General features: G+C 60.4%; 28 protein-coding genes. 5 read left to right on the plus strand and 23 right to left on the minus strand.

From position 1 onward, the window contains the following. Position 1: 1 nt before the first annotated feature. From SK54_RS03225 to SK54_RS03315, 19 genes are all read right to left on the minus strand, one after another. Positions 2 to 1,231, minus strand: coding sequence for a beta-ketoacyl-ACP synthase (locus tag SK54_RS03225; RefSeq protein ID WP_048246731.1), 1,230 nt, complete (start codon positions 1,229 to 1,231; stop codon positions 2 to 4). Beyond that, positions 1,228 to 1,959, minus strand: a complete 732-nt coding sequence (locus SK54_RS03230; protein ID WP_026080665.1) for a 3-ketoacyl-ACP reductase FabG2 — start codon at positions 1,957 to 1,959, stop codon at positions 1,228 to 1,230. Before SK54_RS03230 ends, SK54_RS03225 begins: the two co-directional genes overlap by 4 nt. Further along, positions 1,953 to 2,429: a hotdog family protein gene (locus SK54_RS03235; RefSeq protein WP_100160639.1), complete on the minus strand. Its 477-nt coding sequence runs from the start codon at positions 2,427 to 2,429 to the stop codon at positions 1,953 to 1,955. Before SK54_RS03235 ends, SK54_RS03230 begins: the two co-directional genes overlap by 7 nt. Continuing rightward, positions 2,426 to 3,592: a beta-ketoacyl-[acyl-carrier-protein] synthase family protein gene (locus SK54_RS03240; protein WP_048246733.1), complete on the minus strand. Its 1,167-nt coding sequence runs from the start codon at positions 3,590 to 3,592 to the stop codon at positions 2,426 to 2,428. Before SK54_RS03240 ends, SK54_RS03235 begins: the two co-directional genes overlap by 4 nt. 1 nt (position 3,593) lies before the next feature. After that, complete coding sequence (locus SK54_RS03245; protein ID WP_048246735.1) at positions 3,594 to 4,172, minus strand: DUF3261 domain-containing protein; 579 nt, start codon at positions 4,170 to 4,172, stop codon at positions 3,594 to 3,596. After that, positions 4,169 to 6,490, minus strand: coding sequence for an MMPL family transporter (locus SK54_RS03250; protein ID WP_048246737.1), 2,322 nt, complete (start codon positions 6,488 to 6,490; stop codon positions 4,169 to 4,171). Before SK54_RS03250 ends, SK54_RS03245 begins: the two co-directional genes overlap by 4 nt. Then, the gene (locus SK54_RS03255) at positions 6,459 to 7,064 is read right to left on the minus strand and encodes an outer membrane lipoprotein carrier protein LolA (protein ID WP_023295558.1); all 606 of its coding nucleotides are present in this window, start codon (positions 7,062 to 7,064) and stop codon (positions 6,459 to 6,461) included. The genes SK54_RS03250 and SK54_RS03255 overlap by 32 nt, the downstream gene beginning before the upstream one ends. Continuing rightward, on the minus strand, positions 7,061 to 7,483 hold the full coding sequence (locus tag SK54_RS03260; RefSeq protein ID WP_006812302.1) for an acyl-CoA thioesterase: 423 nt from the start codon (positions 7,481 to 7,483) through the stop codon (positions 7,061 to 7,063). The genes SK54_RS03255 and SK54_RS03260 overlap by 4 nt, the downstream gene beginning before the upstream one ends. 3 nt (positions 7,484 to 7,486) lie before the next feature. Then, entirely contained in the window at positions 7,487 to 9,178 is a 1,692-nt protein-coding gene (locus tag SK54_RS03265; protein WP_045333896.1) for a glycosyltransferase family 2 protein, read from the minus strand. After that, positions 9,169 to 9,519, minus strand: coding sequence for an ApeI family dehydratase (locus SK54_RS03270; protein ID WP_017693835.1), 351 nt, complete (start codon positions 9,517 to 9,519; stop codon positions 9,169 to 9,171). Before SK54_RS03270 ends, SK54_RS03265 begins: the two co-directional genes overlap by 10 nt. Further along, positions 9,506 to 10,852, minus strand: a complete 1,347-nt coding sequence (locus tag SK54_RS03275; protein WP_048246739.1) for a class I adenylate-forming enzyme family protein — start codon at positions 10,850 to 10,852, stop codon at positions 9,506 to 9,508. The genes SK54_RS03270 and SK54_RS03275 overlap by 14 nt, the downstream gene beginning before the upstream one ends. After that, positions 10,845 to 11,444 (minus strand): COG4648 family protein, encoded by a 600-nt coding sequence (locus SK54_RS03280; protein ID WP_048246742.1) that lies wholly within the window; start codon positions 11,442 to 11,444, stop codon positions 10,845 to 10,847. The genes SK54_RS03275 and SK54_RS03280 overlap by 8 nt, the downstream gene beginning before the upstream one ends. After that, positions 11,416 to 11,667 carry an acyl carrier protein gene (locus SK54_RS03285; protein ID WP_003861262.1) on the minus strand — a complete coding sequence of 84 codons (252 nt, stop codon included), beginning with the start codon at positions 11,665 to 11,667 and terminating at the stop codon, positions 11,416 to 11,418. Before SK54_RS03285 ends, SK54_RS03280 begins: the two co-directional genes overlap by 29 nt. Positions 11,668 to 11,678: 11 nt before the next feature. After that, entirely contained in the window at positions 11,679 to 11,936 is a 258-nt protein-coding gene (locus SK54_RS03290) for a phosphopantetheine-binding protein (RefSeq protein WP_003861263.1), read from the minus strand. Beyond that, positions 11,917 to 12,732 carry a lysophospholipid acyltransferase family protein gene (locus SK54_RS03295; protein WP_032655404.1) on the minus strand — a complete coding sequence of 272 codons (816 nt, stop codon included), beginning with the start codon at positions 12,730 to 12,732 and terminating at the stop codon, positions 11,917 to 11,919. The genes SK54_RS03290 and SK54_RS03295 overlap by 20 nt, the downstream gene beginning before the upstream one ends. Then, positions 12,729 to 13,451, minus strand: a complete 723-nt coding sequence (locus SK54_RS03300; RefSeq protein WP_032655402.1) for a beta-ketoacyl synthase chain length factor — start codon at positions 13,449 to 13,451, stop codon at positions 12,729 to 12,731. Before SK54_RS03300 ends, SK54_RS03295 begins: the two co-directional genes overlap by 4 nt. A 125-nt stretch (positions 13,452 to 13,576) precedes the next feature. Next, positions 13,577 to 14,626, minus strand: coding sequence for an AI-2E family transporter (locus SK54_RS03305; RefSeq protein WP_003861270.1), 1,050 nt, complete (start codon positions 14,624 to 14,626; stop codon positions 13,577 to 13,579). A gap of 135 nt (positions 14,627 to 14,761) precedes the next feature. Then, positions 14,762 to 15,319: a DcrB family lipoprotein gene (locus tag SK54_RS03310; protein ID WP_003861272.1), complete on the minus strand. Its 558-nt coding sequence runs from the start codon at positions 15,317 to 15,319 to the stop codon at positions 14,762 to 14,764. A 72-nt stretch (positions 15,320 to 15,391) separates the two neighbouring features. Beyond that, positions 15,392 to 16,057 carry a 7-cyano-7-deazaguanine/7-aminomethyl-7-deazaguanine transporter gene (locus SK54_RS03315; RefSeq protein WP_003861274.1) on the minus strand — a complete coding sequence of 222 codons (666 nt, stop codon included), beginning with the start codon at positions 16,055 to 16,057 and terminating at the stop codon, positions 15,392 to 15,394. Between the two features lie 169 nt (positions 16,058 to 16,226). On the opposite strand from SK54_RS03315, the gene tusA reads away from it, so the two are divergent. From tusA to SK54_RS03335, 4 genes are all read left to right on the plus strand, one after another. Further along, the gene (gene tusA / locus SK54_RS03320; RefSeq protein ID WP_000130627.1) at positions 16,227 to 16,469 is read left to right on the plus strand and encodes a sulfurtransferase TusA; all 243 of its coding nucleotides are present in this window, start codon (positions 16,227 to 16,229) and stop codon (positions 16,467 to 16,469) included. Positions 16,470 to 16,702: 233 nt separating this feature from the next. Continuing rightward, positions 16,703 to 17,674 carry a TRAP transporter substrate-binding protein gene (locus tag SK54_RS03325; protein ID WP_032620982.1) on the plus strand — a complete coding sequence of 324 codons (972 nt, stop codon included), beginning with the start codon at positions 16,703 to 16,705 and terminating at the stop codon, positions 17,672 to 17,674. 12 nt (positions 17,675 to 17,686) lie between these two features. Beyond that, positions 17,687 to 18,196 carry a TRAP transporter small permease gene (locus SK54_RS03330; RefSeq protein ID WP_048246744.1) on the plus strand — a complete coding sequence of 170 codons (510 nt, stop codon included), beginning with the start codon at positions 17,687 to 17,689 and terminating at the stop codon, positions 18,194 to 18,196. A 10-nt stretch (positions 18,197 to 18,206) separates the two neighbouring features. After that, complete coding sequence (locus tag SK54_RS03335; protein ID WP_015571481.1) at positions 18,207 to 19,493, plus strand: TRAP transporter large permease; 1,287 nt, start codon at positions 18,207 to 18,209, stop codon at positions 19,491 to 19,493. Positions 19,494 to 19,592: 99 nt separating this feature from the next. On the opposite strand, the gene zntA is transcribed toward SK54_RS03335, so the two are convergent. Then, positions 19,593 to 21,764, minus strand: coding sequence for a Zn(II)/Cd(II)/Pb(II) translocating P-type ATPase ZntA (gene zntA, locus SK54_RS03340; protein WP_048246746.1), 2,172 nt, complete (start codon positions 21,762 to 21,764; stop codon positions 19,593 to 19,595). 76 nt (positions 21,765 to 21,840) lie between these two features. Further along, positions 21,841 to 22,467: a lysoplasmalogenase gene (locus SK54_RS03345; protein WP_048246748.1), complete on the minus strand. Its 627-nt coding sequence runs from the start codon at positions 22,465 to 22,467 to the stop codon at positions 21,841 to 21,843. 129 nt (positions 22,468 to 22,596) lie between these two features. Between SK54_RS03345 and SK54_RS03350 the strand changes: the two genes are divergently transcribed. Continuing rightward, positions 22,597 to 22,956, plus strand: a complete 360-nt coding sequence (locus SK54_RS03350) for a DUF2500 domain-containing protein (protein WP_032620984.1) — start codon at positions 22,597 to 22,599, stop codon at positions 22,954 to 22,956. Between the two features lie 80 nt (positions 22,957 to 23,036). Here SK54_RS03350 and SK54_RS03355 read toward each other — a convergent pair whose 3' ends face one another. Further along, on the minus strand, positions 23,037 to 23,318 hold the full coding sequence (locus SK54_RS03355; protein WP_015571478.1) for a DUF1145 family protein: 282 nt from the start codon (positions 23,316 to 23,318) through the stop codon (positions 23,037 to 23,039). After that, entirely contained in the window at positions 23,302 to 23,904 is a 603-nt protein-coding gene (rsmD, locus tag SK54_RS03360) for a 16S rRNA (guanine(966)-N(2))-methyltransferase (protein ID WP_048246750.1), read from the minus strand. Before rsmD ends, SK54_RS03355 begins: the two co-directional genes overlap by 17 nt. Positions 23,905 to 24,014: the final 110 nt, after the last annotated feature.

Genomic DNA, 24,014 nt, shown 5'->3' on the forward strand with positions numbered 1-24,014 from the left:
GTTACGCCCAGCGTTTAATGATTATCGAGGTATTGATGCCGCCAAAGGCAAAGTTATTGCTCTGAATAAATTCGCAATCAATCGGGCGGGTTTCCCCCATAATATAATCTAAAGCGCCGCATTGCTCATCCGGTTGTCTTAAATTGAGCGTCGGCGTGAACCAGCCCTCCCGCATCATGTGCAGACTCAGCAAGGCTTCCAGCGCGCCGCAGGCGCCCAGGGTATGGCCGAAATAACTCTTTAAGGATGAGATGGGCACGCTGTCGCTGAAAATGGCGGCGGTCGCCTGACTCTCGGCGATATCCCCGCGATCGGTTGCCGTGCCGTGGGCAGAAATATAACCAATGTCCTGAGGGCCAAGGCCTGCCATCGCCAGCGACTGCGCCATACACACCTGCATGGTTTCCCGCTGGGGCTGGGTGATGTGCGCCGCATCGCAGTTGGTGGCAAAGCCCACGATCTCACCATAGATTGTCGCCCCGCGCGCTCTGGCGTGATCCAGCGCTTCCAGCACCAGCGTGCCCGCCCCTTCGCCAATCACCAGGCCATCGCGCTGAACGTCAAACGGCGACGGCGTGGTTTTTGGCGCGTCGTTACGCTGGCTGGTGGCAAACAGGGTATCGAAAACCGCCGCTTCCGACGGGCACAGCTCCTCCGCGCCGCCTGCCACCATCACCGTCTGGTAGCCGTGACGAATCGCTTCCCAGGCGTAGCCAATCGCCTGGCTGCCAGAGGTACAGGCGCTCGAGGTGGGGATCACCCGTCCGCGCAGGCCAAAGAACAGCCCGGTATTCACCGCTGTGGTGTGCGGCATCATCTGCACGTAGGTGGTGCCGGTGATGTTGTGGGTGTGCTTTTCGGTGAGCATGGAGGCAAACTCGCTGACCGGCCCGGTGCTGCCGGTCGACGAGCCGTAGGCGATGCCGGTCTGACCGTTGGTCAGCACCGCGTCGTCGATCAGCCCCGCCTGCTCCAGCGCCAGCTCGGTGGCGCGGGTAGAGAGCAGCGACACGCGGCCCATGGCGCGAATGCGCTTACGGGTATAGTGAGCGGGGAGAGTGAAATCTTCAATCGGCGCGGCGAGCAGGGTTTGCAGGCCGTCATACGCCTGCCACTCCGTCATGGTTCGCACCGCATTTTCATACTCGCGCAGACGGCGCGAGATGGTCGGCCAGTCCTCGCCGAACGCGGTGACGCCGCCCATGCCCGTAATCACTACCCGACGGGTCATAGCATGCCTCCGTTAATCGAAATCACCTGACGCGTCACATAGCCTGCTTTATCCGACATCAGGTAACTCGCCAGTCCGGCGACCTCCTCGGCCTGGCCCATACGCTGCATCGGAATCATCGACATCGCCGCGTGCAGCGCGGCTTCGTCCATCTCGATCATGCCGGTATCGATCAGCCCCGGCGCGATGCAGTTGACGGTGATTTTGCGTTTTGCCAGCTCGGTGGCGAGCGCTTTGGTGGCGCCGATGATCCCGGCTTTCGCCGCGCTGTAGTTCACCTGCCCACGGTTGCCCATAATGCCTGACACCGACGACAGGGTGATGATCCGCCCGCCCTTGCGGGTGCCGATCATCGGCATAATGCAGGGATGAATGACGTTATAAAAACTGTCGAGATTGGTGTGGATCACGCTGTCCCAGTCATCGTCGCTGAGCGCCGGAAAAGCACCGTCGCGGGTAATACCGGCGTTACTGACCACGCCATACCACGCGCCGTGGTCAGCGATCTCCTGTTCCAGCACCGTGCGGCACTGCTCGCGGTTGCTCACGTCGAAGGTGAGTAAACGGCCCGCGCCGCCTGCCTGGACAATCGCTTCCAGCGTCTCCTGCGCGCCCGCTTCATCACGATGGTAATGCACGCCGACGGTGAAACCGTCCGCCGCAAGCTGAAGGGCGATAGCGCGGCCAATGCCTTTGCTGGCGCCGGTGACCAGTACGGATCTCATGATGGTGTTCCCTGGTTGAAAAGTGTGGTTAATTCTTCCTCGCTCGGCTGGAAGGTGTTCACGCGGCCCGTGGCGAGGGAGACACTATCCGCATGAATGGTGCACTCGAAGCTGCCAAAGCGTTCATCCTGCATCAGACGTTCGATGGTGATGATCAGCGTGCTGCCTGCGGCAAAATGCCCTGCGTCGCACACCAGCTCGCGCGCGCCCAGCACCATGCCCAGCGCACAGTGCGGCAGCCCTTTTTGCATCCGGTGCCATTCAGACCAGACGCCCACGGTCTGGGCCATCAGCTCCAGCGCAAACCAGCCAGGCAGGTTGCCGTCCGCGTCCAGGAACGGAGCCAGAACGCCCCGATCGTTCACCGTCACGCTGCAAACGGCGCGGTCATCGGTGACGTTTTCCACGCTCTCAAGCAGCAGCATCGGCGTGTCGTGAGGAAGATAATCCCCGGGAGGTAAGTAGCGCATCATACCCTCCCCAGCAGAAGGCTGGCGTTGTTGCCGCCAAACGCGAAGGAGTTTGACAGGATCGCCGGTTTATTCAGCGGTGCGCTCTGGTGCAGCAGGCCGAAGGCGGGCAGGGTGTCGTCTGGTGCGTAGCGGGAAAAATCCTGCGGCGGCAGCGGCAGGTCTCGGGTCAGGATCAGCCAGCTCAGGGCGGCCTCGGTGATCCCCGCTGCGCCCAGCGTGTGGCCGGTAAGATGTTTCGTGGAGCTGCACGGCACGCGGTCGCCAAAGAGACCGTGGATCACCTGCGCCTCAATGCGATCGTTCAGCGGCGTGGCGGTGCCGTGCAGGTTGATATAACCGACGTCCGCCGCCGTCATGCCCGCCTCGTTCAGCGCCTGGTTGATGGCGCGGATCGCCCCTTCGCCCTGCGGATGCGGGGCGGAAATATGGTACGCATCGCTGGATTCCCCCGCGCCCAGGAGCGCAACCTCGCCCGGCTCGCGGGTCAGCACCATCAGTGCCGCCGCTTCGCCAATGGTGATCCCCCGACGGTGGCGGCCAAACGGTTCGCACAGGGTCGGGGAGAAGGACTCCAGGCTGTTGAAGCCGTTGACCGGCATGCGGCTCAGGCTGTCGGCCCCGCCGACGATGGCGACGTCCACCAGCCCGGCGTCAATCAGGCGCCGACCGCTGATGATCGCCCGCGCGCTGGAGGAGCAGGCGGTTGAGATGGTATACGCCGGGCCGTCCAGCGCAAGCCAGCGGGCGAGAAAGCGCGACGGATCGCCCAGCTCCTGCTGCGGATATTGCCACTGCGGGCTGCTCTCGCCGTTCTGCGCGCGGCGCACGTACTCATCACCCTCGTCCAGCCCGGAGGTGCTGGTGCCCAGAACAACCGCCACGCGGTCGCGCCCCACGCGCGCAATGGCCGCATCGACGGCGGGCCGGATTTGCGCCAGCGCCGCCAGCAGCAGCTGGTTGTTGCGGCTGCGATGCGCAGAAAAAGACTCGGGGACAGGGGGAAGTTCACCCTCCACGCCCCCCAGCACGGCCTCGGGTAAACCCTGTAGCCAGCCCGCACGCTGGCGCATCCCGGGGGCCACACCAGCGATCAGGTTCGCCGCTATTTCATCAGCCGAGTTGCCGAGCGCGTTGACCATGCCAACGGCAGAAAGGTAAATCATCTCAGTCACCCAGATATTGAATGGTGATGTGGTAGTGAAAAGCGTGCTGCACAATGCTAATCGGTTCGCGCCTGCCGTTACGGTTCAGGTAGACAATTTCCGTGACCAGCTTGCCCTCGGGGTTGCGCAGTTCGCGTCTGGTGTCAGTATCGTTCAGCGTCCAGCCTTTCGGCAACTGCGGCTGCCAGGCGCTGAGCGGCCAGTGGCTCAGCATCACGTCGGCCAGCACCTGGCTGGCGGGCGGCAGCTGCGGCATCACAACCGACTGCTCGGTGTGGATCCCGGTGTTGTCGTAGGTGGCGAGGAACAGGCGGATCCCGACGGAAGAGAGGCCGGCAAGCGTCACTTTATTTCCATCGGCGTTCAGCATCACCAGCAGCGACTGGGACTGGCCTTTAAAACTGCCGGTAAGCAACTGCTGCGCGCGGATGGCAGGCGTGATGCCCGGCGGGGGCAGCGTGACGCGGGTGCCGGGCTGGAGCCAGGCCTGAGGGCTCGCGTCATCGCGGTTCGTTGTATGGCTACACCCCGCCAGCAACAGGGCCATCATCACTGCCGCCAGGCGAATGAAACGGGTCATGGTAAGTTCTCTTTGTTAGACGGCATCGCCAGCGGGGCGAGCAGGAACGCGGTGAAGATACCGCTCACCAGCACAATGCCAAAGCTGCTGATGGCCTGAGTGGTGCTGAACACCAGCATCCCCAGCGTCAGCAGGGTAGTCATCATGGCGAGGGTAATCGCCAGCATGGAGGTCAGCGGCGTGCCGCGCGGGTTGCTGAAAAACAGCGTGTAGTTAATGCCAATGCCGAGGACCAGCACCAGCGCCAGCAGGGAAAACAGGTTCACCGGATGGCCCGTCATGGCCAGCGCCGCCAGCCCGCCGCCCAGCGACAGCACGGACGGCACCAGCGCCACCAGCCCTTTTCGCCAGCCGAGGCGTAGCATCGCGCCGCAGGCAATCACCGCCAGCGCCACGCCCAGCAGCCCCGTCAGCAGCGAGCGGTAGAGCGCAAACAGGCTGTCGAAGCTGGCCTTACGGTCAACCCAGACGACCCCGGGATGGCGGGCGGCCAGCTCACCGAGCGCGGCGCTGTTTCTGACGCCATCGACCGGGACCAGCACACCGCTTTTGCCGTCCGGCAGCGTCAGCCACAGCAAACGCCAGCCCTCGCTGGCCGGGCTGGCGAGCCACGCTTCCACGCTGACAGGCATGGCGTTCAGGTTCGGTTCACTGGTCTTCAGCCCCGTGCTTTGCAGCATTTTCATCACCGTCGGTGCGGCGTTACGCAGAAGATGCAGATCGCTGTTCTGCCGCGCCAGCGAGTTCAGCGGCAGGGTGCGCCAGCGGGTTAATTCACCGGCTTTTTGCGCCTGCGCCAGCGCCGGGGTAAACGCCTCCAGCCGCTCCAGCGTTTCCTGAGCCGACGCGCCGTACACCACGAACCACTTCTGATCGACATTTTGCCCGGTCAGGGCGGTGATGGTTTTTTCCTGCGCCAGAATGTCCTGCGGCAGCGCCTGAAGCCGGGCGATATCGTCATCCACCCGCAGGCTGGCGATCCCGATGGCGGAGAGCAGCGCCAGCGCTACCGGCAGCCCGACAGAGAGGGCTTTACCGTCGCGCCAGGCGTTCAGCCAGCGCTGCATAATCCCTCTCAGGGGGACCGGGCGGACCGGCATGCCCCGGCACAGCCACGGATGCCAGAACATTACCGTCAGGCACGAGGCGCTCAGCCCTGCGGCGGCGAACACCGCCATCTGACGAATGCCGGGGAAGGGGGCCAGCATCATGAAGAGATACGCCACGACGGTGGTCAGCAGCGCCAGCAGCAGCGCGTTACGTACTTTCGCCAGGCTTTGCCAGGGCGAGTGTTCCGCGCCGTGCACCATCCGCTCCGTGAGGTAGTAAATCGTATAGTCCGCCGAGATGCCGATGATGCTCATGCTCATCACCAGCGTCATCAGGTGCAGTTCACCGAACAGCAGCAGCGTCACGACCGTCCCCGCCAGCGCGCCGATGGCAATGGAGAGCAGGCTCAGCAGCAGCGGACGCACGGAGCGAAACACCGACACAATCAGCAGGATCACCCCGAGCACCGTGGCGACGCCAAGCGTGGAAATATCGTTTTTAGCCTGTTGGCTGGCGTAATCGCTGTAGAACACCGTCCCGCGCGAGAGCAGCTGCGCCTGTGGATACTGGCTTTTCAGCGTCTGCTGCAACGCGTTAAGGGTGGTCACCAGCTGGTGGGTTTGCTGCATATCAAACGATGAGCCCGCCAGCTCGCCGTGCAGCAGATACCAGTAGTTCCCGGCCGCATCTTTTGTCACCAGCCAGCCGTCCATCAGCTGCATCTTCTGGCTGTTTTTCGCCAGCGCGAGCTGCGCGCCGCGCATCAGCATCAGCGGATCGTTTTGCAGCTCCTTGCCGCTCACACCGGAAAAGGCGGAGTAGAGCTGGGACAGGACCCACTGGGCCTGCGCTTCACCGCCGTTTTGCAGGCGGGCGCGGGTGGCCGGATCGACCAGGCCATTGCGGTGTTGCCAGAAGAAATCTCCCCAGGCCTGTTGCCCGGCGGCATCCAGCGGACCTTTTACGACACTCAGCGCCTGGCTGCGTTGCAGCAGGGTTAACCACTGCTGCGCCACGCGCGGGTCCTGCTGTTTGCCGGGGCTGACCAGCCAGATGAGCTGGCGGTCGAGGCGCTGCATAAATCCGTCGTTGAGAGCGGGAGGGATCGCGCCGAGCGTCTGTTTCGGCAGCATGGCGAGCACGCTGCTGTTCAGCCGCGCGCCGGGCAGCAGCGACAGCAGCACGCCCAGCAGGATCAGGCATACCGCGGCCCACAGCAGCGCCGGGCGCAGGGCGTTACGGTGCGGCAAAGCGCTGGCGTTCTGCATCGGTCAGGCGGGCGGGCGTCAGTTGGTGGCGGGAGAGGGCGATATCCGTCGTGTCGCCCTGCTTATCGTTCAGGCGAATGGATTCCAGATAGATCGCGCCCTTCAAATCAAGGGTGGAGAAAATCTTGTCCAGCGGTGTGGTGACGGGCGTCAGCACCAGTGACCAGCGGCCTTCGCCCAGGTCTTTGAAATCGACGCGGAAGTTCTCTTCCAGCACCTTGCGGTCGGCCTGGAACAGCGCCCGCAGCAGATGGTTGAACTGGAACATCTGCGGGTTAGTGTCGGCGGTAATGGTCTGCGGCGACTGACCGTTGACGATCTGCACCATCCGTTTGTCATCCAGCAGCAGCGTCATCGGGAACGGCGCTTTTTGATCCCACAGCAGGCCATTGTCACGGGCGATCAGCATCTCCCCCTGCGAGCGCAGGGGCTGAGGCATATCCTTGATCGTGCGGATCTGTTCGAAGTGTGCGCGCACTACCGGTTGCTCCGCAAACCGCTGTTGCAGTTCATCCAGCGTGATCGCGTTCACCAGCGGGCTTACCAGCAGCGCGAGTAGCGTTATCCATTTCATGGCGCGATCCCCATGCGTTCGAACAGAATGGCCGGGCTGACAAAGCACATCTCCCGGCTTGCTTCTTCCACCGCCACCTGAATGGTGTAGCCGGTGGTGGTGCGTTTCCCGGTTTGCGCGTCGAAGATTTGATAGGCGATGCGCAGACGGTTTTCAACCTCTTCAATGTGGGCGCGGACGCGAATGCGCTGCTCGAAGGTCACCGCGTCGCGGTATTTCACCCGGGTATCCACCACCGGCCAGACGTAGCCGGACGCTTTCATCTGGCGATAGCCGTAATCAAACTGGTTGAGCAGCGCTTCGCGGGCAATCTCAAAGTAGCGGAAGTAGTTGCCGTGCCACACCACCCCCATCATATCGACGTCGTGGAACGGAACGGTGATTTCAACTTCAGCCGTAAAGCGGGGATCGGTCAGCACCCTTTACTCCTTCTCGTTGATCTCTGGCAGCTGCCAGAAATCGAAAAAATTAAACCAGTCGAGCGGCGACAAGAGCGCGTAATGCTCCAGCCGCTGCGCATAGCGGTCGACGGTCTGCTGTAGCGCCTGCTGGCGTTCGCCGCGCGGCAGCAGCAGCGGGTCGGCAAACGGCTCGCAGTGCAGGGTCAGCTTTCCCTGCTGGCAGAGGGCAAAAATCAGCACCACCGGGCAGCGCAAAATGGACGCCAGGATAAACGGCCCCTGCGGGAACGGCGCGGGCTGGCCCATAAATTCGCTCCATATCACCCGCCAGCTACCGCCGCGCTGCGGGGTGACGGCGATGCGATCGCCCACGATCGCCACCCATTCGCCGCGATCCAGCTTCTCTTTAATGAGGATCGCAGTCTCCGGGCCAATGTCGGTGACCGGCATCAGGTGAATGCCCGCCTGCGGTGCCATCTCCTCCATCACCTGCTTAAAGCGTCTGGCGTTGTCGCTGAAGACCAGCGCGTTGATGGTTTTCGCCCCTTCGCGCTGGGCCAGCGCCCGGCAGGCCTCCACATCGCCAAGATGCGACGCGAGCAGCAGTTTGCCCTGAGGATCGTCGAGCCCCAGCGCCTCCTGCGCGCCTGGCGCAAAGACCAGATCGCGATGGAGTTTCATTTCGCCGCGCCAGCTGGCCACTTTATTCAGCATGGCATGACCGAAGCGCAGGAAGTGGGAAAAACTGTTAAGCCGCGCGGGTTGCGGCATTTGCCGCTGTGCCATCACCGTTTTAACCCGCGCCAGCCACTGCTGCGACGCCTGACGCGCAGAGCGGGCGGTCAGCCAGTAGACGGCGGTAACCGGCCACAGCAGGGCGGTAAACGCCTTTCGCCCCAGCAGCTGCCAGACGCGCAGCATCAGGCGCATGCCCCATAATCCTTTTACCTCCTGCTGCTGCGCCCAGTGCTGTGAGCGGCGACGCATCAGCAGGGAAGGAATGCGCGGCAGCATGCCGAGAAACAGACGGGTATGCATCAACGAGATGCGCACGTTGTCTTTCAGGGCATCAAAATGGGATACCCCGTCCGGCGGATAGGTCACGCGGGTGGGCAGAAAATAGCTGGTGTTGCCCTGCCAGTAGAGGCGCACCATCACTTCGGTATCAAAATCCATTCGCCTGCCGAGCGGCGTGGTTGCTGCAAGGCGCAGAACCGGGGCTATCGGGTAAACGCGAAACCCGCACATACTGTCTTTCAGTTGCAGGGAGAGGGTTTCAATCCAGACCCAGACGTGCGTTATCCAGCGCCCGTACAGGCGCGATCGGGGGATTGAGTCATCGTAAACGGGCTGCCCGGAAATGAGCGCATCGGGATGACGCCCGGCCAGCGCCAGCAGTTTGGGAATGTCCTCGATAGCGTGCTGGCCGTCAGCGTCCACCTGAACGGCGTGGGTGAAGCCGCGATCGGCGCAGCCTTTCAGCCCCTGCATCACCGCCGCGCCTTTGCCGCTGTTTTCGGCCAGCCGCAGCAGTGTGATCTGCGGACGATCCGCCGCCAGCGCTTCAAGCGTGCGGCGCGTGGTTTCATCGCTGCCGTCGTCCACCACCAGACAGGGCAGATCGAAAGGTGCCAGGCGCGCCAGCACCGAAGCCATCATCGCCCCGTGGTTGTAGCAGGGGATCAGCACGCAGGGACGGAAGGTTACTGACATAAGCGAATCTTCCCGCTGCTGGCGGTGTGGCGCTCGTTACCCGCATGGCGCTGGTAGCTAAAGGTCAGCAACTGGCGTTCAGGCTGCCAGGCAAGGAGCAGCGTGACCGTGTTCTCCGGCAACAGCGGGGCGGCGAACTTCACGTTCTGAATACTGTGAAAACGGTAGCCCGACGCCAGCGCGGCGGCGTAATGCATCACCCAGTCGAGCTGCGCCACGCCCGGCAGCAGCGGCTGTACGGCGAAATGTCCCTTAAACCAGAGCAGGTCAGGATCAAGATAAAAGGTTATCTCCAGATGCTGTGGATCGGGCTGGAGGCGCCCGATTTCAGGGATCTTCATGAAACAACTCCTGTAGCTGCGCAGTCACGCGCTTGTTCATGCTGTTGACCGGGATTTCATCAACGATCCGCCAGTAGCGCGGTACGGCAACCGGTTCAAGCCAGGGGCGAAGGGCGCGTCGCCAGGCGAGCTCCTGCGCTGTTTTGCTCTGTTCGTGTTGCTGACGCACCGCTTCATTCAGCACCAGCAATACGCCAATGCCCTGACGCCCGCCGCGCGTCACCGTCAGCGCGGCGGCCTCGCGGATGCCGTCCAGCGCCAGCAGGCGGTGCTCAATGTCATCGAGTGAAATGCGCTTATCTTCAATTTTGACCACCCGACCACGACGCCCGACGAGGCTGAACTGCCCGTCAGCCGTGAAGTGCAGGATATCATCCAGCACGATTCCCTCCGCCTCGGGGATCAGCGGCGACGTCACGCGATCGCCGTGAAACGCCACGCCGGGAAAAGGCTGCCAGCGCGTGCTTTCCTCCTGACGGTAGCGCCAGGCCATTACGCCCGTTTCCGTGCTGCCGTATATTTCATCCGGCCAGACGTTGAGCCAGGCCTGAACCGCGGCGACCTCCAGCCAGGGCAGTGCGCCGCCGGCGGAGACGAGCAGGTTGACGGGGGGCGGCGTCAGCGACGCGTCCAGCCGCTTGAGAAACGCCGGACTGCTGATGAAAAGATAGCGTTTATCGTCGGGAAGGGCAGAGAGCTGCTCGGCATAGTTGAGCAGGCTGGCATGCAGCGGCAGGCCGAGCGCCATGGGTAAGACAACACGAAACGTCAGGCCATACAGGTGGTGCAGCACCACGGAAGCCACGACGTGACAGCCCGCCAGACGCTCGCCAAAATGCGCCGCCAGCAGACGAGCCTCACGATCAAGGCTGACCACCGGCTTACTTACCCGCTGCGGCGTGCCGGTCGAGCCGGAGGTGTAAAGCTCGATCGTGCGCGTCTCACCGATGGCAGGCAGCGGTGAAAAAGGATGGCCTGCCCACTGCGCGGAAGCCACCCGCAGCTGTCGCCCCTGAAAATCGAGCGTGGTGTCGCTCAGGACGCCGCTGAACAGCGCCCGCTGTTCGTTAAGCTGCGCCGCCCGGCTGTGCCCGGGGAGGACCGGCGTTTTACCCGCATGCAGCGTCGCCAGCAGCGCGACAATAAACAGATAACCGTTTTCGATGCACAACGCCCAGCGTTCGCCATCTTCACGACGCAGCGTGTCGACCAACTGAGTGACGTCGTGGCGCAGATCGCCAAGCGTCCAGAGATGGTCGTCCTGCCAGGCGACAGGGGTGTCGTCAGGGCGGGGCGCACTGAGCCACTGGCTAAGCGGAAGAGGGTTAAGCATCGTTTTTCATCACCCGTTGTCGCACCACCCACTCGCCAGCCATCAGCGTGCCCATCAGGAGATAGGCAATCATCCCATTCCACAGCGTCCACAGACGGATATCGGCGTGTAATACGGTAAACAGCGCGATCGCCCCGTTGATAATAAAAAAGCCGCACCAGACCTGGGTAACCCGGCGCGTGTAACGTACCCCGACGGGGGAGAGATCCGGTTCACGCAGGCGCGCCAGCCGTTCAACAACAGTCATTGCCGTCCACAGCGAACCGCCAAACACCACCAGCATCACCAGATTCACCACCACCGGATATAACAGCACCCACTGGTGCGCGTGCAGGACGTAGCTCGCCGCGCAAAGTGCTATGCCGGCCAGCGCCACGCTCACGAACAGATAACGCAGGGGGCCGCCCTGCCGACGGGCCTGGCAGACGCGCAACAGCAGCACCAGCGCCATCACGGGCAGTATCCCGTGCAGGCTATTATTCGCCAGCCCGAAGCCGATCAAAAACGGCCATGCCAGCAGCATCAGCCCCGTCAGGGCGGGAAGAACTGGAATCGAACGCACGTTACGCGTCGCGCTGAAGCTGTTCCACAACGTCCACGACGTCCTGCACCGTGCGCACCGCTTTGAAGGTTTCGGGCTTGATTTTATGGCCCGTTTTCTTTTGCAGGTGCACCACCATATCGACGGCATCAATGCTGTCGAGATCCAGATCCTCGTAAAGACGAGCCTCAGGGGTAATATCCTCCGGGGCGATTTCAAACAGCGTAATAAGAAGCGCAGAGACTTCCTGATAAATCGTTTGTTGTTCTGTCATAGCGGTCATTCTCAGGCGCGTTGTTGATGGATAAAAGCCGCGAGCGTGGCAACGGAATAGAAGTGCTGACGCATCTCGTCACTTTCGGCAGAAAGCACTACGCCGTACTGATTTTTTACCGCCAGCCCCAGCTCAAGGGCGTCGATTGAGTCCAGACCGAGGCCGTCGCCAAAGAGCGCGGCGTCTGTATCAATATCCTCTGGGGTAAGTTCTTCCAGATTCAGCGTAGAGATAATGAGATTCTTAATTTCAAGATAGAGCGCTTGCATCTTTCGTTCCTGACAAAGATTGAAGACCGGTTGTTAACTGATGCTGCATATGCCGGTTTAAATGCCTTGCTGCCAGCGCGGGTTCGTGCTGACTCGCATCATAAAAATCATGAATGTTGATGCGTTCGCGAACATCCACGGTGAAAACAGGTTTGTTGGGGGGCACGTTATACCAGCTGCTCTGTTTATCCAGCATCCGTTCGCTACAGTGGATCACCACCACGCGCACGGCGCTGTTGCAGCGAACGGCGATATTCGCCGCCCCACGTTGCAGGGTCATGGCTTCCCCCACCCGGGTGCGGGTGCCTTCAGGGAAGATAAGCAGGGTATCGCCCTGGGCCAGACGCTGCTGGCTTGCGGCAAGCAGCGTGTCGGCTTCGCTGTTAATCAGATAGTCAGCCGCGCGGATCACGCCGCTGACGAACGGGTTACGAAGCAACGCGCTTTTCACCAGACAGTCGGTTTCGTTCATCACCGACGCCAGCAGAACGTAGTCCAGCAGCGAGGGATGATTCGCAATCACCAGACAGCCCCGCTCGGCGCGCAGAACGTCCAGGTTGTTGAAACGGTAATCCAGTACCCCTGCACCGCGTACCACCGCGAGGAACAGGCGAAAACTGGCAGAAATAGTGCGGCGTGCCAGGCGGCGACGTTGAGTGCGGTCGCGCTGGAAAATCAGCAGCAGGTTAAACCACACCAGCGACAGCGTCAGCCCGCCGAGGCCGAACAGGACGAAGCACAATCCGGTCATCAGCATCCGCCATATCCGATCGAGGCGGGAACGCAACCCTCTCATTGGCGCGTCCATTGCCACAGCAGGCGCTCGCCCGGCAGGGTAAACTGGCGCTCGTCCCGCAGGTAATGGCGCAGGAACTGGAGGCTTTGCGGCAGCGCGGGCTCTTCAGGCGTGCGGTTGATGTGCGTTTCACAGCTGAGCGTATTTCCCGCCTCAATCACCAGCGCCAGCGCGTAGGGCCAGACGGGCATCTGCGGCGGCAGCCCGGCGTGATAAAAATCAGGCAGCAGACCGTCGAAATCCACCAGCAACACGCGGGAGTAGCCCGCATGCAGCAGGCTCAGCACGTCGCACAAGCTCTGCTGGAAGGTATCCATACCGGCGGAAACCGACGAAGAGACAACAGGCTGACGCGCGGCGATAGTGAGATTGCCGACCGCCGAGTTGTGTACCGACATGGCAAAATCGGTGGGGGAAACGGGCTGTTCTGCCGCCAGGGCCTGGAGAATACGGAAATTGCGCTCCAGCTCCCCATGACGGCTGCTGTAGACGACGGCATCGATGCGGTGTTTGCGCAGCATCATCAGGCCAAGATCGACGGCCAGCCTGCTGCCTGAATTCAGGCGGCGGGCGGTCATCATCGGCAGATCGGTCAGTTTCGCCAGCGGTGCAGCGGGATCGATGGCGTCAGACCGGCGTGACCATGCCTGCCATTCGTCGGCATCGCTGAGTCCTGGCGCTCTTGCCTGCCAGTCGATAAGGGTAAGTGTAAATTTCATCTACGCGCGTCCGCGATAAACCTGTTTCTGTGACTTTTTCTTCGCCAGCGCGATTTGCTGCGCACATCGTACAATGTTGTCGTCGCGCTGGCGAATAAACGTCACTTTTGACCCTTTCCACCCGGTTATCCCGGCAAACGGCTTTTTGGCCGACCCGGACCCAGAAGAATGGCGAGTTTACTGCCTCCTTTCGTGGTTTCCATCCAGATTTTACAGACGCTGGTGAGCGGCACGGAGAGCAGCATGCCCACCGGACCCAGCAGCCATCCCCAGATCAGTAACGATAAAAACACCACCATCGTCGACATGCCCAGACGGTGGCCCATCATGCGCGGCTCGAGAATGTTACCCAGCACCATATGCACGACAAGGAACAGCGCCCCTACCAGCATGCACTCATAAAAACCGTTAAACAGGAACGCCTGGATCATCGGCGGAACGGCGGAAAGCACCGCGCCGATATTGGGTACGTAGTTCAGTAAAAACGCCAGCACGCCCCACATCAGCGCGAACTGCACGTCCAGCAGTACCAGCCCCAGCCAGACGATCACGCCGGTCCACAGGCTTAACAGCGTTTTCAGCGCCAGATATTTGGATACGCCCTTCAGCGCGCGGTGCAAGCCGGCAATGTGGATCTGCGGATTGTTCAGGGCAAAACGCAGTTTATACGGCACGTGGCGCACTTCGAACAGCATAAACACCACCGTCATCACCAGCAGCAGAATGCTGGCCATTGCCCCGGAAAGCCCGGTCATCAACGTGGTGGCGTAGGTCATCACCTTCTCGGAATCCATCCGACGCAGCATCCGTTCCGGTGAGATATGCAGATTCACGAACGGCAACATGCGCTGAAGATCGACCAGCTTGCGCGTCAGCTCTTTATTGTACTGCGGCAGCATGGTGGAAAATTCGCTCAGCGAGGCGGCGAGCACGCCGAACAGCGCCGTCAGGACAACCAGCATCACCATCACCACAATGGTAATCGCGACCGGGCGGCTGATGCCCCGGCGTAAAAACCATGTCACCAGCGGGTTGAGCACAATGGCGAAAAACAGCGCCAGCAGAAGCTGAACAATGATATCCGCCGCCGCGTGGATACCCGCAAGGATAACCACCAGGCAGGCAAGTTTTAATAAAATATGAAGTCCGGCTTTGTCGGGCGGGCTGGCAGTCATAAGAATTCCTTTTTCCGGGGGGCGTGTTAATTGTAGTGCGCCGGATGGGCTTCGTCTGGCGTGTTAGTCTGAAAGTCGTGGCAAAAAAATGGCCCCCGGCGCAAGCGACGGAGGCCACGGCATCCTGGTGAACGATTACTGGATCACGAGGGTGTTAATGATGTTTTCAGCGGCGGTCTGCGCTTTCTGCTGATTGTCTGCCGGCAGGGTGATCTGCATGGTCAGCAGTTTATTGTCCACCTTGCCTAGCACCACGGAGGAGTAGGCGGTCTGGCCTTTGGCAGAGATGATGCTGTCCAGCTGTTGCAGCGTGTGGCCTTTCAGTTCAACAGACTTGTTGGTGACCACCTGAAGCTGCGGGTCGCGGCTGCGCTGCTGATCTTCCAGGCGTTTAGCCAGCACGCCAAGATCTTCGCTGGTATCGTCACCGACGATCACAATCACCGCTTTTTGGCCGGTGGCATCGGAATAGACGTGCATATTGTTCGCCTGGGTGCCCAGCTTACCGCTCTGGTCGGTCATGTCCGCGGGCAGAGAGAAACTGAGTTTGCCATCCATCAGGCTCACCGGCTGACCAGTGGCGTTGCTTTCTGCTGACGCGCCCTGAGCAGGCGTTTTGGTGTCGCTGTTATCACAGGCTGCAAGGCCAACAACCAGCAGGCCAATCCCGACATATTTAACCAGATTGCGCATTGACTTCTTCCTTTCGATAAACGGCCATAACGGCTCATTCGTTCATCTTATCACAACTGATAAAGCGAACCCTTAACCTGCCTGCAATGCGGAGATTTCAGATTTATCTGCCAGCCTTTTCAGCAGCATATTCAACAGCACGCCGTACATCGGCAGGAAGAAGACCAGGCTGATAAGCACCTTAAAGGCGTAGTCCACCAGAGCGATTTCCATCCAGTGTTCTGCCATGAAGGCGTCCGGGCTGCGCCAGAAGGCGATGAAGAAGAAGGCCAGCGTATCGCTCACGTTACCGAACAGCGTGGAGGCCGTTGGTGCCATCCACCAGCGATGGTTTTGACGCAGGCGGTTAAACACGTGGACATCGAGGATCTGCCCCAGGGCATAAGCCATAAAGCTGGCGGTGGCAATACGCGCGACGAACAGGTTGAAGTGCGTCAGCGCTTCGAAGCCCTGCCAGCTGCCCATGTAAAACAGTGAGGAGATGGCGTAGGAGACAAACAGTGCCGGGATCATCACCGCAAAAATAATCCGCCGCGCCAGCGGTGCGCCAAAAATACGCACGGTTAAATCCGTCGCAAGGAAAATAAACGGGAAACTGAACGCGCCCCAGGTGGTATGGAAACCAAAAATGGAGATGGGGAGCTGTACCAGATAGTTACTGGAGATGATCACCAGCAGATGAAATAGCGAAAGCCAGAACAACGCCTTGACGCGCTGCGATTGTGTAAAGGAGTTCATATTGTACCTTTTTGATTAATATTTGGGGTGAGGGAACCCAATAAAGCCGCCGCATGATACTGCTTTGACGACACTTTGCAATGGCTAATTTTCACGCAATCGTTAACCTGGTTTGCATTGGCGATAGCGGGGCGTAAACTACAGCCGTTTTTACCTGAACGAGAAGAAAATGACCGACCTGTTTTCCAGCCCAGACCACACGCTTGATGCTCAGGGCCTCCGTTGCCCGGAGCCGGTAATGATGGTGCGTAAAACCGTCCGTAACATGCAGAGTGGCGAAACGCTGCTGATCGTCGCCGATGACCCGGCTACCACCCGTGATATCCCCGGCTTTTGTACCTTTATGGAACATGAACTGGTGGCGCAGCAAACCGAGACCTTGCCGTACCGGTATTTGATTCGTAAGGGGTAAGTGCGGCCTGATGCCCGGCGGCGCTTCGCTTGCACGGGCCTACGGGTGTAGTAGGTCGGGTAAGGCGCAGCCGCCACCCGACAAGTAACCATCACAATTTCGAACCATCGTTTCAAAATTTCGCGCTTTTGTGAGGCGCTTCACCCTCCCTTTTCCAGCCGTAGTCTAATTTTTAAGCGTCAAAAACTAAAACACCGTTTTAACGCTTATCTCACTACCCTGGAGTTGACTTAATGAAAACGACCCTCAAGCCGTTACTGGCCGCGCTGTGCCTGTCTGCTTTTGCCTGCACCGTTTCTGCCCAGACCATCAAAGCCGCCGATGTGCATCCCGAAGGCTACCCGAACGTGGTGGCGGTTCAGCACATGGGTGAAAAACTCAAACAACAAACCGATGGCAAGCTGGAGATTAAGGTCTTCCCCGGCGGCGTGCTGGGGGATGAAAAGCAGATGATTGAGCAGGCGCAGATGGGGGCGATCGACATGATCCGCGTCTCCATGGCGCCGGTGGCTGCCATTCTGCCGGATATCGAAGTGTTTACGCTGCCCTACGTATTCCGCGATGAAGACCACATGCACAAGGTGATCGACGGGGATATCGGCAAGCAGATTGGCGACAAACTCACCGCCAACCCGAAATCGCGTCTGGTCTTTCTTGGCTGGATGGATTCCGGCACCCGTAACCTGATCACCAAAGAGCCGATCGTCAAACCGGACGATCTGAAAGGGAAGAAAATCCGCGTGCAGGGCAGCCCGGTGGCGCTGGCCACGCTGAAAGCGATGGGGGCGAACTCGGTGGCGATGGGCGTCAGCGAGGTTTACAGCGGCATGCAGACCGGGGTGATCGACGGCGCGGAGAACAACCCGCCAACCTTTATCGCCCACAACTATATGCCGGTCGCCAAAAACTATACGCTGAGCGGCCACTTCATCACCCCGGAAATGCTGCTCTATTCCAAAGTGAAATGGGACAAGCTCAGCGCTGACGAACAGCAAAAGATCCTGGCGCTGGCCCGCGAAGCGCAGTTCGAGCAGCGCAAGCTGTGGAATGCGTATAACGACCAGGCGCTGGCGAAAATGAAGGCCGGCGGGGTGCAGTTCCACGACATCGATAAAACGGTGTTTATCAAGGCGACAGAGCCGGTGCGCGCGCAGTATGGCGATAAGCATCAGGATCTGATGAAAGCCATCGCTGACGTCCAGTAAACCGGAGTACGTATGTCCGAACTCTACCTGAAGTGGATGGACCGTCTGTATCTGTTCGCCATGGCGGTGGCGGGTATTTCGCTGTTGGTGATGACGATTGTGATCCCCATTGGCATCTTCTCTCGCTATGTGCTCAATCGCGGCGAATCCTGGCCGGAGCCGATCGCCATTATCTGCATGGTGACGTTTACCTTTATCGGCGCGGCGGTGAGCTACCGCGCCGGGTCGCATATTGCGGTCAACATGCTCACCGACCGCCTGCCCGCGTCGCTGCAAAGAGTGTGCGCGCGGGTGGTGGATCTGCTGATGCTGATGATTTCAGGCCTGATGTGCTGGTACAGCTACTGGCTGTGCGTCGAGCTGTGGGAGCAGCCGGTGGCGGAGTTTCCGCTTCTGACCTCCGGCGAAAGCTATCTGCCGCTACCTGTCGGATCGGCCATTTTGATCCTGTTTGTGCTTGAACGCCTGCTGTTTGGCTCGCAGGAAAACCGTCCGGTCGTGCTGATCGGCAATCACAGTTAAGGGGTGAACAATGGATGCGTTTGTTTTGTTATTCACCCTCGCCATTTTGCTGGCGCTGGGGATGCCGGTGGCCTTCGCCGTCGGCTTAAGCGCCGTGGCGGGCGCGCTGTGGATTGACCTGCCGCTGGAGGCGCTGATGATCCAGATCACCAGCGGGGTGAATAAATTTACCCTGCTGGCGATCCCGTTCTTCATTCTTGCTGGGGCGATCATGGCGGAAGGGGGCATTGCCCGACGGCTGGTCAACTTCGCGTACGTTTTTGTCGGCTTTATTCGCGGCGGGCTGTCGCTGGTGAACATCGTGGCATCAACGTTCTTCGGCGCGATTTCCGGCTCGTCGGTGGCGGATACGGCGTCTATCGGCAGCGTGATGATCCCGGAGATGGAGAAGAAGGGCTATCCGCGCGAATACGCGGCGGCGGTGACGGCCAGCGGGTCGGTGCAGGCGATCCTGATCCCGCCCAGCCACAACTCGGTGATTTATTCCCTGGCGGCAGGGGGAACGGTTTCCATCGCCACGCTGTTTATCGCGGGCGTGCTGCCGGGCCTGCTGCTGGGCGTGAGCCTGATGGTGCTCTGCCTGTGCTTCGCCCGCAAGCGCGGCTATCCGAAGGGGGACAAAATCCCGTTCAGGCAGGCGCTGAAAATCATGCTCGATGCCCTGTGGGGGCTGATGACGGTGGTGATTATCCTCGGCGGGATCTTGTCCGGGATCTTCACGGCGACCGAATCTGCCGCCGTGGCCTGCCTGTGGGCGTTCTTCGTCACCATGTTCATTTACCGCGATTACAAGTGGAATGAACTGCCGAAGCTGATGTGTCGCACGGTGAAAACCGTCACCATCGTGATGATTTTGATTGGCTTTGCCGCGGCGTTTGGCGCGGTAATGACCTACATGCAGCTGCCGATGCGCATCACCGAATTCTTCACGTCGCTCTCCGATAACAAATACGTGATCCTCATGTACCTCAATATCATGCTGCTGTTGATTGGCACGCTAATGGACATGGCGCCGATCATCCTGATCCTGACCCCGGTACTGCTGCCGGTGACCAACTCGCTGGGGATCGATCCGGTGCATTTCGGAATGATCATGATGGTGAACCTGGGGATTGGGCTGATCACGCCGCCGGTCGGGTCGGTGCTGTTCGTGGCGAGCGCGGTAAGTAAGCAGAAGATCGAGCACGTGGTGCGGGCGATGCTGCCGTTTTACGGTATGTTGCTGGTAGTGCTGGGGATGGTGACATACATCCCGGCGATATCATTGTGGTTGCCGGGGGTGCTAGGGATGCAGTGACGCCGTTTTATGCCGGGTGGCGGCTACGCCTTACCCGGCCTACGGTTACGGTTCGGAGATGTTGTAGGCCCGGTAAGGCGTAGCCGCCACCGGGCATTTTTACCGACGGCGCAACAGCCGCAACGCGTTCGCCGTCACCAGCACCGTCGCCCCCGTATCCGCCAGTACCGCCAGCCACAGTCCGGTCATACCGAGCAGCGTGGTGACCAGGAAAATCCCCTTCAGACCCAGCGCAATGCCGATGTTCTGCCGAATATTGGCCCGCGTCGCCCGCGCAAGATCTATCATCTGCGCCAGCCCGGTCAGGCGGTTGTGCGTCAGCGCCGCGTCGGCGGTCTCCAGCGCCACGTCGGTGCCGCTGCCCATCGCAATGCCGATGGTGGAAGCCTTCATTGCCGGGGCGTCGTTTATCCCGTCCCCGACCATCGCCAGCGGGGCATGACCGTTCAGCTCGGTTACCGCGCTGACTTTATCCGCAGGCAACAATCCGGCCTTAAACTCCAGCCCCAGCTCGCCGGCAATCGCCGCCGCCGCGCGCGGGTTATCACCGGTCAGGATCACGCCCTGTACCCCCAGCCTGTGCAGCGCGTCGACGGCGTCTTTCGCATCGTCACGCAGGGTGTCGCGCAGCGCCAGCATGCCCATCGGTACACCGTCCTGCATCACGGCAACGACCGTCTGCCCGGCCTGCTCTAATGCTTCAACCTGTGGATTAGGGAACGCGCCTGCCGCGGCGATCAGCACTTTTTTGCCTTCGACCACAGCCTCAATCCCTGACCCGACCAGCGCTCGCTGGGCGGTTGCCGGAGGGATGGTCAGCCCGCGCCCCTTCGCTTCACGCACAATCGCCTGCGCCAGAGGGTGGGTGGAGCCCTGTTCAACGGCGGCGGCCAGTATAAGCAACTCGTCTTCACTGATGTCCTGCGGATACACGCCGGTCACCTGCGGCTTGCCGACGGTCAGCGTGCCGGTTTTATCGAAGGCGATGTGCTGAACCTGGCTCAGCTGTTCCAGCGCCGCGCCGCCCTTAATCAGCGCCCCGCGACGTGCCGCCGCCGCCAGCCCTGAGGTAATCGCCGCCGGGGTGGAGATCACCAGCGCACACGGACAGCCGATCAGCAGCAGCGTCAGCCCTTTGTAAATCCAGCCCTCCCACGGCGCGCCGAAGAACAGCGGCGGGACGACGGTGACCAGCAGCGCCACCAGCATGATGGCGGGGGTGTAAATCCGGCTGAAGCGATCGATAAAGCGTTCTACCGGCGCGCGGCGCTCCTCGGCTTCTTCTATCAGCCTGAGGATGCGGTCGATGGCGCTGTCGCCCGGTTCGGAAAGGACCGTCAGCAGCACCAGTCGGTCGACGCTGGTGGCGCCCGCAGGCACCTTTTCACCTGCCGCGCGCGCTACCGGGATGGATTCCCCGGTCAGGGCGCTTTCGTCAAAGCTCGCGGTGGCGGTAATGAGGGTCCCATCGGCTGGCAGACGTCCGCCTGCGGGCACTTCAATCACGTCGCCCGGGCGCAGGGTATTGATGGCGACCGTTTCACGCTGACCATGAATAACCCGCGTGGCGGTTTCCGGCTTCAGCGCCATCAGCGCGCTCACCCCTTTACGCGCCCGGCTCGCCGCCCAGCCCTCAAGGCGTTCGCCAATTAAGAACAGCAGCAGCACCATCGCCGCTTCCGCCGTCGCGCCAATAAACAGCGCCCCGATAGCCGCCACGCTCATCAGCGTTTCGATGGCAAACCAGCTGCCGCTTCTCATCAGACGCAGCGCCTGACGCGCAATCGGGAACAGGCCAACCAGCGTGGTGGCGATAAACGCCAGGTTGCCGAACGGGTGGTTGATTTGCTCCAGCCCCCAGCTCAGGGCCATCATGATGATGAGGGTAATGAGCGGCAGATTTTCTTTTAGCGGGGACGTTTTTTCTGCGGGCGCCGTTTCGCTGCGCAGGGTATAACCCGCTTTGCTGACGGCGGCTTCAACCTGTCTGCTGACGTCGTTTTCGGCGCTGACCAGCAGCTTTTCGGTAGCGAACAGCACCTGAACGTGGTTCACACCCGGCACCTGCTTCACTGCATTTTCCACTTTGCGGGCGCAGGCCGCGCAGTCCATGCCGTTGACCACCCAGCTGTAGTGATTGCCGTTTTCAGGCAGCGCTTCGGTCCGGGTTTCGCACGCGCCCTCGCAGCAGCAGTCCTCTTTTGGCGGAACCGGGCTGAGCTTAAGTGCCGAGAATTGGGGAACTTTTTTAGGTGTTTCTGGAGTCGACATGGCAGTCTCCGGTAATGATAATTTTCTCATTAACCGCAGCATACACTCTGGAGTCGACTCCAGAGTCAAGCGTTATTTAGATATACAGCGAACGCACAATCAGGAAGTGTCCGGCAAAGTAACAGGCGGCGGAAATCGCATTATCCGCACGGAAGCGGCGGCGATAGTGGCTGCCCAGCCAGACGATATTACCCAACAGCAACAGTGCGGCACCGAAGAACGCAGACATTGCCGGAGCGGTCGGACGGAAGAACCACAGCTCGCCCGCCAGCCACACCATCACCAGCGTCATGGCGATAAACGTACAGACCGGGAGACGCATCTCTTCCAGACGCGACCAGATCACCGCGATCAGCAGGGCGCCAATCACCAGCAGCACCAGCGGCAGCGGCCAGAAGAAGGAGAGCGTCATCTGGCTGGCAAAGTAGATGGTATAGAGCAGATGCGACAGGAAGAACGCCCCCACGGCGTACAGCAGGCGCTGGCGCGGCAGCAGGGTTAAGGCATCGCCAATCAGGGAAGCACACAGCCCCGCGAGGACAAGATAGCTAACGGCGTTAAACATCGGGGCCTGCCAGGCAAGCAACAGCAGGAGTAATAGCGTGACGGGTTTAAACAACCAGCGCTGCCAGGCTGGGCCACGGTAAGACGCATCGACGAAAAGCCATGCGGAAAAACAGACAGCGATAAATGACCAAAGCATATTAACTCCCTGTAACTGTTGAGGCTGAATGATCAGTTCCTGATCCAGTGTAGTGACGCGAGCGGGCGTTTGGCAATGCCGGGGCAGGCGAGGTATCCTGAATTCCGCATAATCTGATGGGATTTTTCAATGAGCAAGATGCCGCTGTTTTTCATTATCGTGGTGGCGATTATCGTCATTGCCGCCTCGTTTCGCTTCGTGCAGCAGCGCCGTGAGAAGGCCGACAATGACGCCGCGCCGCTGATGCAAAAGCGCGTGGTGGTGACGAACAAGCGTGAGAAGCCGCTTAACGACCGCCGCTCCCGCCAGCAGCAGGTGACGCCAGCGGGCACAACGATGCGCTATGAAGCGAGCTTTAAGCCGGAAACCGGCGGGCTGGAGATGACCTTCCGCCTGGAGGCGCAGCAGTACCACCAGCTGACGGTGGGGGAGAAAGGCACGCTGAGTTACAAAGGGTCGCGGTTTGAAGGTTTTACACCTGAGCAGTAATGCCGGGCGGCACTGCGTTTGCCCGGCCTACGGGGTTACGTAGGCCCGGATCGCTGCGCGCCACCGGGCAATAGCGCACCTTACTTCTTCACCTGCGCCTTAAACTTCTTCATCCACACCAGCAGCTCAAACACGCCGAAAATAAACACCCGCAGCTGCTGCCAGCCGGTCATCGGTGGGCCATCTTTCGGCAGACCGTTTTTCAGCATCACCATCTGCAAGGCATGCATGAACGCGGTAAAAATCAGCGCCACGTTAATAAAGATATTCAGCGGACGCGGGAACGGGTGCACCAGATTCAAAATCAAAAATGCCCAGACGCCCAGCATCAGTACGCGCCCTACGTTAATCAGTACTGGCATCGGATCCTCCTTGTGCCTGACGGTGATACAGACGATAAGCCACCTGGCCGGCGACCTTCTCGCGGTGCAGATCCCAGTGAACGGGAACGGGCGGCAGGCCATTTTCCACTTCGCTTTCAACGTAAATCAGCGCTTCGTCTGCCAGCCAGCCATTTTTTTCCAGCAACGATAATGTCTCTTCCAGCAGCCCTTTACGGAACGGCGGGTCAACAAATACCACGTTGAACGGCATCCCCTGTTGGGCGAGGAAGCTCAGCGTGTTGGTATTCACCACTTTCGCGTTGGTTGCCTTCAGCGTAGCCAGATTTTGCTGCAACGTCTGCGCGACGCCGCGCTCCATCTCCAGCAGCGTGGCGCTGGCGGCATAACGCGACAGCGCTTCCAGCCCCAATGCACCGCTTCCGGCGAAGCAGTCCAGGCAGTTGGCGTCTACCATAGACGGGGCGAGCCAGTTAAACAGCGTCTCGCGAACGCGGTCCGTGGTGGGGCGTAAACCGGGGCTGTCCGGCACCGGTAATTTCCGGCCTCGCCACTGACCGCCGATAATGCGAATTTGACCGGCCGGGGCGCGGGTGGGTTTCTTCATCTCAGGAAAGCTCTGTTAACCATTGCCCTGCGATTGCGGGCGGTGATGTCAATTAAGTAAAGTGTTAGACTATTTCATCATTTTTTTAGCTTCCCTGTATATAGCGCCGC

The sequence above is a fragment of the Enterobacter sp. MGH120 genome, assembly GCF_001037725.1.
Lineage (GTDB): Bacteria > Pseudomonadota > Gammaproteobacteria > Enterobacterales > Enterobacteriaceae > Enterobacter > Enterobacter hormaechei_C.